The sequence below is a fragment of the Robiginitalea sp. SC105 genome (genome assembly GCF_014243345.1).
GTDB lineage: Bacteria > Bacteroidota > Bacteroidia > Flavobacteriales > Flavobacteriaceae > Robiginitalea.
Genome location: NZ_JACLZF010000002.1, coordinates 552480 through 567517, shown reverse-complemented (window position 1 = coordinate 567517; position 15038 = coordinate 552480). Strand labels below are relative to the sequence as shown.

10 protein-coding genes are annotated in these 15038 nt (G+C 57.2%); 8 read left to right on the top strand and 2 right to left on the bottom strand.

What is annotated here, in order from left to right; genetic code table 11:
- Positions 1–15: 15 nt before the first annotated feature.
- From H7F20_RS11695 to H7F20_RS11660, 8 genes are all read left to right on the top strand, one after another.
- Positions 16–189, top strand: coding sequence for a hypothetical protein (locus H7F20_RS11695; protein WP_185786362.1), 174 nt, complete (start codon positions 16–18; stop codon positions 187–189).
- Between the two features lie 10 nt (positions 190–199).
- Positions 200–778 (top strand): cob(I)yrinic acid a,c-diamide adenosyltransferase, encoded by a 579-nt coding sequence (locus H7F20_RS11690; protein ID WP_185786361.1) that lies wholly within the window; start codon positions 200–202, stop codon positions 776–778.
- A gap of 132 nt (positions 779–910) precedes the next feature.
- Positions 911–1135: a DUF2795 domain-containing protein gene (locus tag H7F20_RS11685; RefSeq protein WP_013551418.1), complete on the top strand. Its 225-nt coding sequence runs from the start codon at positions 911–913 to the stop codon at positions 1133–1135.
- Positions 1136–1346: 211 nt separating this feature from the next.
- Positions 1347–4709 carry a preprotein translocase subunit SecA gene (gene secA / locus H7F20_RS11680; RefSeq protein ID WP_185786360.1) on the top strand — a complete coding sequence of 1121 codons (3363 nt, stop codon included), beginning with the start codon at positions 1347–1349 and terminating at the stop codon, positions 4707–4709.
- Between the two features lie 82 nt (positions 4710–4791).
- Positions 4792–6036: a sensor histidine kinase gene (locus H7F20_RS11675; protein WP_185786359.1), complete on the top strand. Its 1245-nt coding sequence runs from the start codon at positions 4792–4794 to the stop codon at positions 6034–6036.
- An 87-nt stretch (positions 6037–6123) separates the two neighbouring features.
- The gene (locus tag H7F20_RS11670) at positions 6124–8634 is read left to right on the top strand and encodes a M14 family metallopeptidase (protein WP_185786358.1); all 2511 of its coding nucleotides are present in this window, start codon (positions 6124–6126) and stop codon (positions 8632–8634) included.
- A gap of 94 nt (positions 8635–8728) precedes the next feature.
- Positions 8729–10285 carry an amidohydrolase family protein gene (locus H7F20_RS11665; protein WP_185786357.1) on the top strand — a complete coding sequence of 519 codons (1557 nt, stop codon included), beginning with the start codon at positions 8729–8731 and terminating at the stop codon, positions 10283–10285.
- A gap of 523 nt (positions 10286–10808) precedes the next feature.
- Positions 10809–11693: a hypothetical protein gene (locus H7F20_RS11660; protein WP_185786356.1), complete on the top strand. Its 885-nt coding sequence runs from the start codon at positions 10809–10811 to the stop codon at positions 11691–11693.
- A gap of 70 nt (positions 11694–11763) precedes the next feature.
- On the opposite strand, the gene H7F20_RS11655 is transcribed toward H7F20_RS11660, so the two are convergent.
- Together H7F20_RS11655 and H7F20_RS11650 are read right to left on the bottom strand one after the other, a co-directional pair.
- Entirely contained in the window at positions 11764–14319 is a 2556-nt protein-coding gene (locus tag H7F20_RS11655; protein WP_370588525.1) for an ABC transporter permease, read from the bottom strand.
- Positions 14319–15005, bottom strand: a complete 687-nt coding sequence (locus tag H7F20_RS11650; RefSeq protein ID WP_185786355.1) for an ABC transporter ATP-binding protein — start codon at positions 15003–15005, stop codon at positions 14319–14321. The genes H7F20_RS11655 and H7F20_RS11650 overlap by 1 nt, the downstream gene beginning before the upstream one ends.
- Positions 15006–15038 lie beyond the last annotated feature (33 nt).

Here is a 15038-nt window from a genome sequence, read left to right as displayed (position 1 = left end):
CTAATTTTAGGGGCCATGAACAACAGCATTTTCTATATACTGGGCGGCCTGCTGGTGGTGTATTTCCTGATTGCGACCTTCAACAAGAAAAAAGGCCGGCAGCGGAAATCACGTAGTTTTATGGAAGGACAGCGCCTGCGGGACCGGCGGAAAGACCGCGACTCCGGTGACAAAAAGCGCCCGGATTGAATTGCACCCTATGAAGATATATACAAAAACCGGCGACGGCGGGACCACCGCCCTATTCGGGGGTACCCGGGTCCCCAAACACCATATCCGCATACAGAGTTACGGCACCCTGGATGAACTCAACAGCTGGATCGGGATGCTGCGGGACCAGGAAGCCTGCGGACCGTATGAGGATACGCTGCTCCGGATACAGGATAGGCTGTTTACCGCAGGGGCCATGCTGGCCACGGACCCTGAAAAAGCCCAACTGAAAAACGGGAAACAACGGCTGCAGATCCCCGTACTTGAGGCGGCCGACGTAACCTACCTGGAGGCCTGTATCGACCAACTCGAGGCAGACCTCCCACCCATGACCCACTTTGTGCTTCCTGGCGGGCACCCGGCCGTGTCAACCTGTCATATAGCCCGGACGGTCTGCCGCCGGGGCGAGCGGATGACGACCCTCCTCAACGAGCACAGTCCGGTATCCGATACCGTGCTCGCCTACCTCAACCGGTTGTCGGATTACCTCTTTGTGCTTTCCCGGTCCCTGTCGGCCGCGACGGGTTCCGTTGAAAGAAAATGGATTCCGGATACCGCACGCGAATAAATTCGCAATTTGATCGTTCTATTTTTGCCCGTTTGTGATTTTTGTTGTAATTACTGTAAATAACAGTCAATTTTCTTGGCTGTTTTTGTTTAAAAATTATTTTTGCAAAAATTTTAAAATCAAACTACTAAGATGTATTGGACATTAGAACTGGCATCCTATCTGAGTGATGCACCCTGGCCGGCAACCAAGGATGAATTGATAGATTATGCCATACGCACCGGGGCCCCTCTGGAAGTAGTTGAAAACCTGCAGTCCATGGAAGAGGAAGGCGGGGAAATCTACGAGTCCATCGAAGAAATCTGGCCGGATTACCCTACGGAAGAAGACTACCTCTGGAACGAGGACGAATATTGATATATCCGGCATCACGCCGCAAAAAGCCTCTCCGGAGGCTTTTTTTTATGTAATTTTGGCAGGCCCGGGGGATTCTTCCGGCAAAACGTGATTCTGGAACATCTTTTGCACGTCAGGTCGTGCGGGTTCGCCACACAAGGGGACCCTGAATACCGCTCCGGGCGCCAAACGAACTGCCACTCCGGAACGGCGCAAAAAAATACATTACACTATGAGTTTGATAAATACGGTCTTAAAGGCTTTTGTCGGGGACAAGGCCAGCAAAGACGTCAAGGCACTGCAACCCATCGTTGAACAGATAAAAACGTTCGAAACGGAACTGGAAGGGCTTTCCCACGACGAACTCCGGAACAAAACGCATGAGTTCAGGGCAACCATCCGCGAGGGGGTTGCGGACCTCCAAGAGCAGATCGAAGCCCTGAAGGAACAGGTTCGCACCTCGGACGACATCGACCTGAATGAAAGTTTATACGGTCAGATTGACGACCTGGAAGATCAGGTGTACCAGCAAACCGAAAAAATTCTCGAGGAAATCCTTCCGGAGGCATTCGCCGTGGTCAAGGAAACGGCCAAGAGGTTTGTAGCCCATTCCGAAATCGAGGTAACCGCCAGCGAATTCGACCGGGAGCTTTCCGGGCGGGCCGAATATGTTACCCTGAACGGGGAAAAAGCCATCTGGAGCAACTCCTGGGATGCCGCCGGGAAAGAAGTTACCTGGGACATGGTGCACTACGATGTGCAGCTCATCGGCGGGATTGCCCTCCACCAGGGGAAGATTGCCGAAATGCAAACCGGTGAAGGGAAAACGCTGGTTGCCACCCTGCCCGTATACCTCAATGCCCTGTCGGGCAAAGGCGTCCACCTGGTAACGGTCAACGATTACCTGGCCAAGCGGGACAGCGCCTGGATGGGGCCGATTTTTGAATTCCATGGCCTTTCGGTGGACTGCATCGACAAACACCGACCGAATTCCGAGGGGAGACGCGCGGCCTACAACGCGGACATCACCTATGGGACCAACAACGAATTTGGCTTCGACTACCTGAGGGACAACATGGCCCACACCCCAGGCGACCTGGTGCAGCGGCCCCACCATTACGCGATTGTCGATGAGGTGGATTCCGTACTGATCGACGACGCCCGGACTCCATTGATCATATCCGGGCCCGTTCCCGAGGGCGACCGGCACGAATTCAACGAACTTCGCCCCAAGGTTTCGGAGCTGGTACAAAAACAACAGCGCTACCTGACCGGCGTCCTGGCCGAGGCCAAAAAGAAGATTGCCGAGGGCGATACCAAGGAAGGTGGCCTGCTCTTGTTGCGCGTGCACCGTGGTTTGCCCAAGAACAAGGCGCTGATCAAGTACCTCAGCGAGGAAGGCATCAAGCAGCTGCTGCAGAAAACGGAAAACTTCTACATGCAGGACAACAACCGGGAAATGCCCACCGTGGATGCCGAGTTGTTGTTTGTGATCGATGAGAAAAACAACCAGATCGAGCTGACCGACAAAGGGATTGAATACATTTCGGGAGATTCTGAAAAGGATTTCTTCATCATGCCGGATATTGGCAGTGAAATTGCGCGGATCGAAAGCCAGGACCTGGACATAGAGGAAGAAGCGGCAAAGAAGGAATCCCTTTTCAAGGATTTTGCGGTCAAGAGCGAACGCATCCATACGATGACCCAGCTGCTAAAGGCCTATACGCTGTTTGAGAAGGATGTGGAATACGTGGTGATGGAAAACCGCGTCATGATCGTGGATGAACAGACCGGCCGGATCATGGACGGCAGGCGGTACTCGGACGGGCTCCACCAGGCCATCGAGGCCAAGGAAAACGTGAAGATCGAGGCGATGACCCAGACCTTCGCCACCATTACCCTCCAGAACTATTTCCGAATGTACCGGAAGCTGGCCGGGATGACGGGTACGGCAGTGACAGAAGCCGGGGAATTCTGGGAGATCTACAAACTGGACGTGGTGGAAATCCCCACCAACAGGCCCATCGCCAGGGACGACCGCCAGGACCTGATCTACAAGACCAAACGGGAAAAATACAACGCCATTATCGACGAGGTCACCCAGCTGTCAGCAGCCGGGCGCCCCGTGCTGATCGGTACCACCTCGGTGGAGATCTCCGAATTGCTCTCGCGCATGCTGGGGATCCGCAAGGTCGATCACAACGTGCTTAACGCCAAGCTGCACAAGAAAGAGGCCGATATCGTGGCCGAGGCCGGGAAGTCGGGGGTCGTGACCATCGCCACCAATATGGCGGGACGGGGTACGGACATCAAGTTGTCGGAGGAGGTCAAGAAAGCAGGCGGACTGGCGATTATCGGCACGGAGCGGCACGATTCCCGCCGTGTGGACCGGCAGCTTCGCGGACGTTCCGGACGGCAGGGGGACCCCGGCAGCTCCCAGTTCTATGTCTCTCTGGAGGACAACCTGATGCGCTTATTCGGGTCGGAACGGGTGGCCAAGATGATGGACCGCATGGGCCTGAAAGAGGGGGAAGTCATCCAGCACAGCATGATGACCAAATCCATCGAACGCGCCCAGAAGAAGGTTGAGGAGAACAACTTCGGCATCCGCAAGCGCCTGCTGGAATACGACGACGTGATGAATGCCCAGCGGGAGGTGGTTTACAAGCGCCGGCGTCACGCCCTGCAGGGCGACCGCCTCAAGGTGGACATCGCCAACATGATCTACGATACCTGCGAGGTGATCGCGGACACCAATAAACTCGCCGGCGACTACAAGAACTTCGAGTTTGAACTGATCAAGTACTTCTCCATTACGGCCCCCATAGACGAAACCGATTTCGGCAAGATGGGGTACCAGGAAATGGCGCAGAAGATCTATGCGGAAATCTACCGCCACTACCAGCAGAAAATGGAACGGGCAGCCGAAACGGCCTATCCGGTTATCAAAAAAGTCTACGAGGACGAAGCGAGCAAATTTGAGCGGATCGTGGTGCCCTTCACGGATGGCATCAAGACGCTGAACGTAGTGACCAACCTGAAAGAAGCTTACGAAAGTAACGGAAAACAGCTGATCACCGACTTCGAAAAGAACATCACCCTGGCGATCATCGACGACGCCTGGAAGACGCATCTGCGAAAGATGGATGAACTCAAGCAATCCGTCCAGCTGGCCGTGCACGAACAAAAGGACCCGCTGCTGATCTATAAGTTCGAGGCCTTCGAATTGTTCAAGGCCATGATCGAAAAGGTCAATAAGGATGTGGTTTCCTTCCTGTTCAAGGGAGAACTCCCCTCCTCCAATACGCAGCAGATCCAGGAAGCCCGGCAGGTGCGAAAGCCCAAGGAAAACCTGAAGACCAGCAAGGAGGAAATCCCGAACAGCGACGAGCTCGCGGCCCAGAACCGGGCAGCCGGGCAAACCCGGGGCCAGCGGCCCCAGGTGACGGAGACCATCGTGCGCGAAAAACCGAAAATTGGCCGTAACGAGCGGGTGACGATCAAGAATATCCTCTCGGGCGAAAACAAATCGATGAAATTCAAACAGGCGGAGCCCCTGATTGCCAAAGGGGAATGGGTGCTTGTGGACGAATAACCGCCTGCCTTTTGATTTTATGAGAAAACAGTGCTAGCTTTACTGTAAAAAGCGGGTTGCCCGTCCCAGCCCAATCTGGCCTATGTCCGACAAGCCGATTTTCCTGAAGATGAAAAAGAACGAGAAGCACCGGGAGCGGCTTCAGGACAAAACCCGGCTGTTGTATCGGATCAATATCATCGCCTCGGCCTGTTGCCTTGCTTTTGCGATTCTTTGTTGGCAGCTCATGGATATCACCCGGGTAATCCCCCAGGTGCTGGCGTCCTTCGCACTTCTCAACGGGCTGAATCTCGCCCTCCACCAGGTCCACAGGAGCCTGACGGTAACCTATAACATCGCCTCGATCATGGCGCTGGCAGGATCCGTGGTAGTGGTCCTGTTCAGCGGGGGAATCAACAGCCCCTTCATCTTTATCCTGGCGCTTATCGTTTTTGCGGGCTATGTCACCACCCGGGCCTACGGGCAGGTCTACCTCGCCATCAACCTGCTGATTGTGGCAATCATTTTTTCGCAGAACTTCGGAGACAGCGTATTGGGTGAAAATGTGGTCCCGGAGGACTCCCGGAACCTGTTTGCCTTTTTGAGCATCCTGCTCTCGGTCTACCTGTTGGGGGGCGTCTTCGGGCGCAACCTGCTCAGCGCCCACCACCGGCTCTACCGGACCAAGGGCGAGATGGAGCAGCGGATGCGCGAAAAGGAAATGCTGCTCAAGGAAGTGCACCACCGGGTCAAGAACAACCTGCAGACGGTTTCCAGCCTCCTGAGGATGCAGAGCCGGAGCATCGAGGACCCGGCCACCCTGAGCCTGATCCGCAGCAGCCAGAACCGCGTGGTCGCCATGGCCATGGTACACGAAATGCTCTATATGCGGGAGGACCTCTCCAAGATCGAATACCGTTCCTACGTACAGGAGTTGGGCGAATACCTGATACGCTCGATCAAGGGCCCCCAGAACAAGATCAACCTGCATATCGATATCCCCCAGATCGAACTGGGGATCGATACGGCCATCCCCCTGGGCCTCCTGATCAACGAAGCCGTGACCAATGCCCTGAAATACGGGTTTAAAGAACAGGACGAGGGGCAGATAAGCATCGTCCTGGAGCGGGAGGACAAGACGGAGTACATCCTCAGGATTGGCGACAACGGGGTGGGATTCCCGGAATCCGTCTCCCACAAGACTTCGAAATCGCTGGGCCTGAAGCTTATACATAACCTCAGCCGGCAACTGAAGGGGTCCGTCATCCGGGATGTTTCCAAGAAGGGAACCAATTACATCATCCGTTTCCGGGAAGTCACCCACGCCCCCTTCCATACCATCGCCTGATTCCCATACCTCCGGCCAACATCTGCCCGGTGGTTTCAATCAATATTTCCTATCTTAGGGCGGACCAAAGCAAACCACCACCAACCCATGCGAAATACGTTTATCCTGTTGCTGCTTTTCTGCGGCACACTCCTGCATTCACAAGACTACTTTCTGGAACAATATGCCCCTTACCGGTCGGACATCCCGTCCCCGGAAGCTTTCCTCGGGTACGGCATTGGCGAGTACCATACCCGCCACGACCGGATCGTCCGCTACCTCGAGGTGCTGGCAGAAACCTCCGACCGTGCCAGTATTGAAACCTACGGCCATACCCACGAAAAGCGGCCCCTGGTGATCCTGCGGATCAGCACGCCCGAAAACCTGGCCCAGATCGGGGAACTCCGGGAGCGCCACCTGGTCTTTACCAACCCGGACACCCCTTTTGCCGCCGACCCGGAACTGCCCGTCTTTATCAACCTGGGCTACAATGTCCACGGCAATGAACCCTCCAGTTCGGAAGCGGCACTGCTCACGGCCTACATCCTTGTCGCTTCGGAAGATCCGCGCATCAGCCGTTACCGGGAACAATCCGTCGTATTTGTGGACCCTGCCATCAACCCGGACGGGCGCGACCGGCATACACAATGGGCCAATTCCTACCGGGCAGACCCCCTGGTGGCAGACCCGCAGGATGCAGAACACAACGAATACTGGCCCGGGGGCCGTACAAACCACTACTGGTTTGACCTGAACCGCGACTGGTTGCTGGCCATCAACCCGGAAAGCCGCGGCAAGCTCGACTGGTACCATACCTGGTACCCGAACGTGGTTACCGATTTTCACGAAATGGGGAGCCAGAGCACGCATTTCTTCGAGCCGATGAAAATGAATGGCTCCCGCGACCCGATCATGCCCAGGGAAAATTACGAGGACCTGAACGAGCTCTTCGCCGGATATTTCGTCAAATCCCACGACAGCCTGGGCTCGCTCTATTTCAGCAAGGAAGTCTTTGACGGGACGTATCCGGGTTACGGGTCTTCCTACCCGGACCTGCAGGGTGGGCTGGGACTCCTTTTCGAACAGGCGAGTTCCCGGGGACACGCCCAGAAAACCGCCTACGGGAAGATCACCTTCCCCTTTACCATCCGCAACCAGCTGGTTTCCGGCATGGCCACCGTAAAGGCAGCCGTCGAGAACAAGGACTACCTGCAAAGGTACCAGAAGAACTTTTTCACCAGCGCCCTGAGAAATGCGGCTGCCGGCAGGTCACAGGCATACCGGCTCCCTGACTCACCGGACAAGAACCGGCTGCGCGCTTTACTGGACAAGCTGTTGCTGCACCGGGTAAAAGTATACGAAGACGGCAACGGGGGCTTTGTCATCCCCTCGGGCCAGCCCCAGTACCGGATGGTACAGACTTTTTTTGAAACGTATAACCAGTACCGTGACAGCGTATTCTACGATGCATCGGCCTGGTCCGTAGCCAATTTTTACAATATCGATTACCGCCCGGTGCGCAGTTTCAGCCTCGGGGAGGAAATCACCACCGTGGAAGGGCTCTTCCCGGTTGCCCCGGTGGAGCGCTCCGACTACGCCTACCTCATTGACTGGAACGATTACAATGCCCCGGCCCTGCTCTATTCCCTCCAGTCCAGGGGCCTGGTTCTGGCCAGCGCCTTCAAACCTTTTACCACCCGTGTGGGGGAGGCTGAAAAGAGCTTCGGGTACGGGACCCTCGTGCTGCCGGTCCACCTCCAGTCGAAACCCCCGGAGGAGGTCCACCGCCTGCTGCGGGAGGCTCAGGAGGAATTCCGGGTGCCGGCCTACGGGGTGACCTCCGGCTATCACCTGAAAGGCATCGACCTGGGCAGCGGTTATGTGGAGCCGCTGGAACAGCCAAAGGCTGCTATGCTCATAGGGGAAGGCGTCCGATCCTATGAGGCTGGCGAGGTTTGGCACCTGTTGGATACGCGGGTGCACATGCCCATCACCAAGATACCGCTCCGGGATTTCGGCCGGGCATCCCTGGAGGAGTACAATACACTGGTCCTGGTAAGCGGCCGCTACGGGCTCTCCGATCAGGAACAACAGAAAATAAAGGCCTGGGTGGATGCCGGAAATACCCTGATTACCATCGCCGGGGCCTCCGAATACATCATTGAAAAGGAGTGGGTCAAGGAAAAGCTGACGGCAAAGGACACGACGCAAACCAGCGGACGCCTGCCCTATGTGGATGCGCCCGAAAACCTGGGCAAGGAAAGCGTGGGCGGGGTGATACTCAGGGTGGACCTGGACCGTACCCACCCGCTCGCCTTTGGGTATACCGAGGATGAAATACCCGTTTACAAAAACAACGAAGTATGGCTGGCCCCGGCCAATAACCCGTATGCCACAGTTGCCGCCTATACCGACAACCCGCATATCGATGGATTTTTGACCAGGAAAAACCTGGAGGAATTTGCCAAGGGGTCCGCCTCCCTGCTGGTCAGCCGAATGGGTGGCGGCCGCGCCATCCTTTTTGCCGATAACCCGAATTTCAGGGGCAGCTGGTACGGTACCAACCGCCTGTTCCTGAACGCCCTTTTCCTTGGCAACCACATCCGGGTCCCGGAATGAATCTCAACCCCTGTAACGAGGTACCAGGATTCGGGAAGCCGATCTCAGAATACCGATCTTAAAAAGCCGATTTCAAACACCTTAGATACGAAACATGCGCAACACCTTTCTCTTTTTTTTCCTGATCCTGTCCCTGTCCCTTCAGGGCCAGCAACCCGTTTCCGAGGGCCCTTTTGACCAATTGATCATCCGGGGGGCCACACTTATCAACGGCAACGGCGCCCCGCCCATGGGCCCGGTAGACATCGTCATCGAAAAGAACCGGATCACCCGGGTGGAAAACGTGGGCTTCCCGGGCGTCGCGATCAATCCGGACAACCGCCCGAAGCTCCGGCCCGGCGGCAAGGAAATCCAGGCCGCTGGCATGTATGTCCTCCCGGGTTTTGTGGACATGCACGGGCATATTGGAGGGACCGCCCAGGGTGCCGAACCTGACTACGTTTTCAAACTCTGGATGGGCCATGGCATCACCACTGTAAGGGAGCCGAGCGGACGTGGGGTCGATTTTGCGATGGAGCTGAAGCGCAAAAGTTCGCAGAACAGCATCATTGCGCCGCGAATCCAGGTATATACGGGCTTCGGACAGGGTCACGACGACCCGGTTTCCACCCCGGAACAGGCACGGAAGTGGGTGCGGGACAACGCGGCCAAGGGGGCCGATGGCATCAAGTTTTTCGGGGCAGAACCCGCGATCATGGAGGCGGCCCTGGATGAGAACAAAAAACTGGGGCTTCGCTCGGCCTGCCACCACGCCCAGCTGGCCGTGGCCCGGTGGAATGTCCTGCACTCCGCCAGGGCCGGCCTTACGAGTATGGAACACTGGTACGGGTTGCCTGAGGCATTGTTTGCAGACCGCACCGTCCAGGACTACCCGCTCGACTACAACTATGCCAATGAACAGCATCGCTTCCAGGAGGCGGGGAAACTCTGGCAGCAGGCTGCCGAACCCTATTCGGAACACTGGAATGCGGTGATGGAGGAACTCCTGGACCTTGATTTTACCCTGGACCCCACCTTCAATATCTACGAGGCCAGCCGGGATCTCCACCGGGCGCGGCGGGCAGAATGGCACGAGACGTACACCCTGCCCTCCCTCTGGCGGTTTTATGCCCCCAGCAAGGTCTCCCATGGCTCCTACTGGCATTACTGGGGGACCGAGCAGGAGGTTGCCTGGAAAGAGAACTACCGGCTCTGGATGACGTTTATCAACGAATACAAAAACCGGGGAGGGCGGGTAACGGCCGGCTCGGATTCCGGCTTTATCTACCAGTTGTACGGTTTTGCCTATATCCGGGAGCTCGAATTGCTGCGGGAAGCCGGGTTCCACCCCCTCGAGGTCATCCGGGCGGCAACCCTGAACGGGGCGGAAGCCCTAGGGATGGCAGATCAGATCGGGAGCGTGGAAGTGGGCAAACTGGCCGACCTGGTGCTGGTGGCGGAAAACCCCCTTGAAAACCTGAAGGTTTTATATGGGACCGGCGCGATCAAACTCACCGAAGACAACCAGGTGGTCCGCGTAGGCGGTGTGAGCTATACGATCAAAGACGGCATTATTTATGACGCCAAGGCGCTGCTGGAAGATGTGAAAAGGCAGGTGAGTGAGGCGAAATCCCGGGAAGGCTGGGAAATGAAACAGCCGGGGATGGACTGATTTCAATTGGCTTGAACGGATTTCAACCGAGATGGATTTATTTCGACCGGAATGGATCTGTTTAAACCGGAATGGATAGATTGCAAAGTAAAACCCCTGTCCTCAACGCTTATGGCGTTGGTGACAGGGGTTTAAATTTTAGTTCGTTTACTTCTTTACCCGGACAGGCTTAAGTTTGCGGAAAGTCAGCAACAATGTGAAGGCGATGCCGGTTAATGCGATAGCAAATAGTATCATAGTTTCTTTTTTAGGTGCCCGGAGGCTGGGATGCCCGGCACGCTGCCGGACGGGGTCAAAGGTAACCCTTTAAATACCTGAAATTACATTGCAAATGCGAGTTTCCTGTTAAATTCGGGTCCAATGACCCAATAAAAGGTTAAAAAGCAACCTGTTCCGGGATGCGGCCCGCAAACCTGCATAATCAGGGGAGAATTCCGTATCTTTTTGCTTCCCGAATTTTCATTCTATGTCAGGCATCCCAATCCCAGGTCCGCACCCATCCGTAAAATTGGTGCTTTTCCACTTGTTTTTTCTGTCGATCGCTCTGCCCGCAGCAGGCCAGTCCATCCCGCCTGAAGAAACCTTCTTTTCATGCCTGCGCGAAACCTTTGTGCCGGACGGCAGCCCCCTGGACAGCCTGATGCGCACCTATGAATCCGAGCTCATCGGGGAAGGGATCCTGGAAGGCCCGGAAGCCCTGGATTTCAGGGGTTTACTGCAACGTATCGCCTCAGGCCAGCGCATCGACACCGGCGACCCCGGGAGTTTCAACGCCCGATTGCGGTCACTGCCCAGGGACTCCACGGCCTGGCGCAGGTGCCAGCTGGAGCTGGAGCGGTTCCGGTCGGGCAATCCCGACGCCGTCCTCACCCGGTTCATGGACCGGCGGGACATCCTGGTGACGGAAGGGATCAGTGCGGAGCTGCAGGCGTCCTCCCTGCTGGATATCCTGGGGGAATCCGAGTTCAACTGGCCCTTTTACAGGCTGCAAACCTATTACCTGATCGACCTGCAGGCGCGTGCGCCTGTCAATCCCGAAGTCCTTGCTGAAAGCGTTAGCGAGCAGGCCGCCCGCTACGCCAACCGGGGCGCCAATGTATTCCGGGTCTACCTGAACGAAAGGTCGCAGACCATTGTCTCCGACCGCCTGGTGGACGAAGCGGGCCTGAGTGAACTGGTCTACCGGCACGCCCGGGAATTCGGCCCCGAGGCCCTCTACATCATCGATCTGGAACTGGATGTAAAATACCGGCAGTTCATCCTGTTAAAAAACCGTATTACCCTGGCCGTCAGCGAAGTTAGGGACCAATATGCGCGGCGCGTATTCGGCAAGACATTTACCGAACTCTCCGAGGCCGAAAGCCTGTTGCTCTCCCGGCGCTTCCCCATCCGGGTAGTCCTGCCCTAAAGCAGGGTGATCTGGCTGTTGTTTGGGCCGGCCAGCCATGCCGGCAAGAAAGCGATTCGGACGGAAAAAATCAGACACCTTCCCGCCGCAATACCTGCAGGGGCGGGCTGCTGATTACGGCCCGGCTGTTGAGCAGGCCGATGGCCAGTACCATCAGGCAGATGCCCGGAACCACCACGGCAAATGGAACCCAGGAGGGGACAAAACTGGTCTCGAAAATATTCAGGGCCAGCAGCTGGGTGGCTGCCAGGGCCAGCAGTACCCCCATAACACTCCCGATTCCGCCGAGGAACAGGTACTCCAGGGTGGTGATCCGCAGGATTTGTTTGGAACGAGCCCCCAGGGTCCTCAGCAGGACACTTTCGCGGATCCGCTGGAATTTGCTGGTGCGCACCGCCCCGATCAGCACGATCAGGCCGGTGAGGATACTGAAAAAGGCCATAAACCGGATCACCCAGCCGATTTTATCCAGGATGTCCGAAACCACAGTCAATAACTGCCGGATGTCCAGGACGGTGATATTCGGGTAGGCACGGACGAGTTCCTGCTGGAGGCGGGCCGATTTGCCGGCATCCGTTGCCCGGGTGGTCAGCACGTGGAAACGCGGAGCATTTTCCAGCACTTCCGGTGGGAAAACCACCGAGAAATTCAGTTGCAACCTGCCCCAGTCAACCTCCCGGATACTGGCCACCTCGGTTTCCATCAAGACGCCCTGCACGTTGAAAACCAGCCGGTCGCCTATAGTAACCTCAGCATCCCGGGCCACATTGTCCGAAAGGGAGATGGGTATGGGGCCTTCTCCGTCGTAGGAGGATACCCATTCGCCCTGGGTCAGCTGCTCGGAGCCGATCAGCGAATCCCTGTAGGTGACCCGGAATTCGTGGGAGAGGATCCACTGGTTGATGGTCGCCGTGGTGTCCTCCCGAATTTCCTGTACGGGCCGGTCCTTGATCCGGTCCAGCCGCATGGTGACGATGGGGATGTTTTCCAGTACCGGCAACCCCTGGGAGCGGGTGGTCTCGGCCACGGCTTCCTGTTGTTCGGCCTGTACATCGAGCAGGATCAGGTTGGCGGCCGGCCGCTGGTCTTCCACCTCCGCCCGGATCAGGAGCATATCCTGGGTAAAATACAGCGTGCTGATCAGGAAGGTGCCAATGCCGATGGCCAGTATCAGCACCAGGGTCTGGTTGTTGGGCCGGAACAGGTTCAGAAGGCTCTGCCGGGCTTCAAAACCCCAGGAATGCGGGAAAAATCTGCGGATAAGGCGCATGCCCCCCCAGGCCACGGCAGCCAGGATCAGGAAGGTGGTCGCGATCCCCGCAACGAAGCCCAGTGCCCGCAGGGGTTGTCCGAGCAACCCGGCGGATACCCCCCAGAGGACCAACAGGATGATGGCCATTACCAGGGCCGTAAGCCGTTTGGAAAGGCGCGAATTCTGCATGCCGATCCTGAGGGCCGCCAGGGGACTGACAAACCAGGTCCCCAGCAGGGGCAACAGGCCAAAAAGCACGGCCATCACAAGCCCGAGCAGGATGCCCAGTAGCACGGGCCCCCAATGGGCACTCCAGTCCAGTTCCAGGGGAAGGAAATCCGCAACGAAATAGGGAAACACCTGTTGAAGGGCCAGGCCGATCGAAGTGCCGAGGATGCCCCCCAGCAAGCCAATGGCGCACACCTGGACCAGGAAAACCTGGAAGGTTTGGCGGCGGGTGGCCCCCAGGCATTTCAGGATGGCGATGAACTGGCGCTTTTCACGCATGTAGATATGCACGGAACTCGCAATCCCGAGGCAGCCGAGCAACAAGGCCACAAAGGCCACCAGCTTCAGGAACCGGCCGACGTTTTCGAACCTACGGCCCAGCCGCTGACTTGTGTCCGTATGCAGGTCCACATCCGCATTGTTCCGGTCCATCACCGGGTCCCATTCGTCATAGATCGCGTCCAGGTCAGCACCTTCCGGGGCCCGGAAATAGAAGTTGTATTCCACCCGGCTCCCGGTCTGGATCAGGCCGGTTTTTTCGATACTCCCGAAGGGAATCCAGATAACGGGGGCCACGGAAGTACTAACGGCCGTGTTCCCCGGGGCGGAGACGATGGCACCGCCAATGGGCAGCGTCAGGTTGCCGATGGTCACCGAATCTCCCGGCCGCAGGCGGTATTGGGTCATCAGGGACTCGTCCAGCAGGGCCCTCGGCTGCTGCTCTTCCCCGAAGCCGGCATCGGCCGGATCTGTTTCCAGGGCCCCGTAGATCGGGTATCCTGCCTGTATCCCCCGGACCCGCACCAGGCGGGTGCCCTCCCGGTCCGGGAAGGCCACCATGGAAGCAAAATTCACTTCCTGTTTGTACGTACCGGGCATCCGCCGGATCGTGTCAAGTAATTCGGGAGACGGGACATGGTCCATGTCCACGAGGTAATCGGCGCCCATGAGTTCCTTGGACTGGCCGGCTATGGTATTCTCCAGCGTCAGGCCGAAATTTTGTATGGCCACAAGGGCCCCGATACCCAGGACGATGGACCCCATGAAAAGGACAAGGCGCCTGAGGCTGGCGCGGCCATCCCGCCAGGCCATCCGGAAAAGCCACCGGGTGCCTGCCGTCTGCTGTCTGTCCGGGGTGGCTTCCATCATGCTGGTATTTCCTGGCGTTCGTACACCTTGCCCCCCTTGAGCCGCAGCATGCGGTCGCACCGCCGGGCGAGGTCCATATCGTGGGTCACAATGATCAGGGTGGTACCGGCTTCCTTGTTCAGGTCAAAAAGCAACTCCACTACCCGCTCGCCGGTATCTTCATCCAGGTTTCCCGTGGGTTCATCCGCAAACAGTACTTCCGGGCGGTTGGCAAAAGCCCTGGCCAGGGCCACCCGCTGTTGCTCGCCCCCGGAGAGCTGGCTGGGATAATGCGAAACCCGCTCCCCGAGCCCGACCTTCCCCAGGAGTTCCGCGGCTGTAGCAGCCGCATCCTTTTGCCCGCGCAATTCGAGGGGTACGCTCACATTCTCCAAAGCGGTGAGGGTCTGCAGTAATTGAAAATTCTGGAAGATAAACCCGACCTTCCGGTTTCGCAAAACCGCACGTTCGTCTTCGCTCAAAGCCTCCAGGGCCACCCCGCAGAGTTCCACGGTCCCGTAATCCGCTGCATCCAACCCGGCACAAAGGCCCAGCAGCGTCGTTTTACCGCTACCTGAGGGTCCTACGATGGCATAGGTGGTACCGGCAGGCACCGAAAAGGTGATATCGTCCAGGACGGTGAGTTCGGACCCGCCGCTGTCGTAGCTTTTCCGAAGCTCGCGAACGTTTAATATATTTGACATAAATCGCTTTTCTGTAGGTTTTGCAAAGCGCGT